This is a genomic window from Streptomyces niveiscabiei (assembly GCF_001419795.1).
Taxonomy (GTDB): Bacteria; Actinomycetota; Actinomycetes; order Streptomycetales; family Streptomycetaceae; genus Streptomyces; species Streptomyces niveiscabiei.
Genome location: NZ_LIRL01001214.1, coordinates 1 through 1,991, shown reverse-complemented (window position 1 = coordinate 1,991; position 1,991 = coordinate 1). Strand labels below are relative to the sequence as shown.

General features: G+C 70.9%; 4 protein-coding genes. 2 read left to right on the top strand and 2 right to left on the bottom strand.

Going from position 1 to position 1,991, the window contains the following annotated elements:
* A partial coding sequence (locus AOK24_RS42235) for a Clp protease N-terminal domain-containing protein (RefSeq protein WP_079057269.1) occupies positions 1 to 505 on the bottom strand: 505 nt, incomplete at its 3' end.
* Positions 506 to 729: 224 nt separating this feature from the next.
* On the opposite strand from AOK24_RS42235, the gene AOK24_RS42225 reads away from it, so the two are divergent.
* Together AOK24_RS42225 and AOK24_RS42220 are read left to right on the top strand one after the other, a co-directional pair.
* Positions 730 to 909, top strand: a complete 180-nt coding sequence (locus AOK24_RS42225; protein WP_193555244.1) for a hypothetical protein — start codon at positions 730 to 732, stop codon at positions 907 to 909.
* 95 nt (positions 910 to 1,004) lie between these two features.
* Positions 1,005 to 1,436 carry a type II toxin-antitoxin system Rv0910 family toxin gene (locus tag AOK24_RS42220; protein WP_055725172.1) on the top strand — a complete coding sequence of 144 codons (432 nt, stop codon included), beginning with the start codon at positions 1,005 to 1,007 and terminating at the stop codon, positions 1,434 to 1,436.
* A gap of 110 nt (positions 1,437 to 1,546) precedes the next feature.
* Here the strand turns inward: AOK24_RS42220 and AOK24_RS42215 are convergent.
* Positions 1,547 to 1,991 (bottom strand): PadR family transcriptional regulator (locus AOK24_RS42215; RefSeq protein WP_079057268.1); only part of this gene is annotated, 445 nt, incomplete at its 5' end.

The window sequence follows — 1,991 nt, the reverse complement described above, 5'->3', positions numbered from 1 at the left end:
CCACCCGCTCCAGCACCTCCCCCGCGTCGACGCCCGCCCGCGCCAGCACCTCCACCGCCCTGGACCGGGGATCCGCCAGCACCGCCGCCAGCAGGTCGACCCCTTCGGCCAGCGTCACGCCCCGCTGCCGGGCCCGTGCCCGAGCCGCCTCCAGCGCGACGGCGGCGACGGGCGAGAACCCCTCGGCGACGGCGACGACCGGCAGCTGACCGGAGTCCTCGACGCCGCCCTGCCACCGCAGCCCGTACCCGATGCTGCGCTGGACGAGATACCCGAGGACCCGCGCGACCCGCGCCTCCTCGCCGAACGCGCCCCGCACCCCGGGGTCGGACTCCAGCAGCGAGTGCAGCAGATGCGCGCTGTCGATCTGCCGGTCGGCGCCCCGTACGGCCCTGCGGCGCGCACCGGCGACCGCCGCCACGAGCTCCGCGCCGAACCCGGCGACGTCGTCCACGGTGGGCGGTACGGGTTCATGGACCGTTTGCCGGGGAATACGGGGTTGCACCCCCTCACCCCATCAGTCCCGGACGCCCCGGGTCATCCTCGGTGCGAAGCATTTCCGCCTCCCACGCAAAGGGGACGAGGCGGCCCGCAATCTCCTCCTTACGGATGACATCAGGCGAGCCCCCATCTATGGGGGCGCACATCGCACCCCCGCACGCCCTGTACGCAACCACGAGATGGGCGCTCACGTCACAGTAGTGAGAGAGGGGGTTCCGCTTGATGACCGTGAGCTGGCTGGTGGCGCTCCCGTCGATCGACGGCCTCCAGTACGTGTACCGCGTCTACGCCCCCGAGGACGCCCTCCCCGCCGACCTGTTCTGGGCGGCCTGGCACTGCCACGACGAGGGCCCGCACCCGCGCGCGTGGGACGTCTTCGACGCGGCGGTGATACAGCGCCTGCGGTGAACGGCGGCCCGCTTCCCGCGAGTTCGCGTGTCTTGCAAGTTACGGGCCCCGGAGCTACGTTCCGCGCACCCTGGCCGATTCGAAGAGGTGGTCGCATGGCCGAAGTGAGCGCCGAGGCACGCATCGAGGCACCGGCGGAGAAGATCTGGACCCGGCTGACGGACTGGCCGGCGTACGGCGAGTGGAACGCGACGCACACCAACTTCCCCCAGGGCGGGCCGGCTTCGCTGGAGACCGGGGCGACGTTCCAGGAGAACATGAAGCTGATGGGGTTCCCGGCGGAGGTCGAGTGGACGATCGGCGAGCTGACCCCCGCGCGCACCTTCACGATCACCGGCAAGGGCCCGATGGCGGTCGCCCTCCTGACGCGCTACACCCTCACGCCGGACGGCCCCTCGGCGACGAACGTCCGCATCGACGGCGAGTTCACGGGCGCGGCGGTGTCCCTCATGGCGGGCAAGCTGAAGGACTCGGCGACGGCGGCCCTCAACGAGTCGCTGCGGAAGCTGTCGACGCTGGTGGCCTGAGAGCGCGCCGGACGCGGACAGGCGCCCCACGGAATCCGCAGGGCGCCTGCCCGGCCGTACGGCGATCACTCCCCGTCGGCCCCGTACTCGTCGGATCAGTCCTCGTCAGCTCAGTCCTCGTCGGCGAGGATCAGATACAGCTTCTTACGAGCATCGTTGACAACAGCCAGAGCCTTCTCACGCTGCTCCTTGTTCCCGGTCCGCCAGACCTGCCCGAACGCCTCGAAGAGTCCGGACCCGGCCTGCCTGATCTCGTGCAGTGACTCCCAGTCGACCCCGCGCGTGGCCTCCTCCCAGGGCGTCTCGGCGACGTCCTCGGCAGCCGCGCGCCCGGCCTCGGTGAGGGAGAACAGCTTCTTGCCGCCCTCGCTCTCACTGCTGATGAGCCCTTCGTCCTCCAGCAGCTGAAGCGTCGGATAGACGGACCCCGGGCTCGGCTTCCAGGCCCCGCCACTGCGCTCGGCGATCTCCTGGATCATCTCGTAGCCGTGCATCCCCCGTTCCTTGAGCAGGGCAAGAATCGACGCCCGCACATCCCCTCGCCGAGCCCTCCCC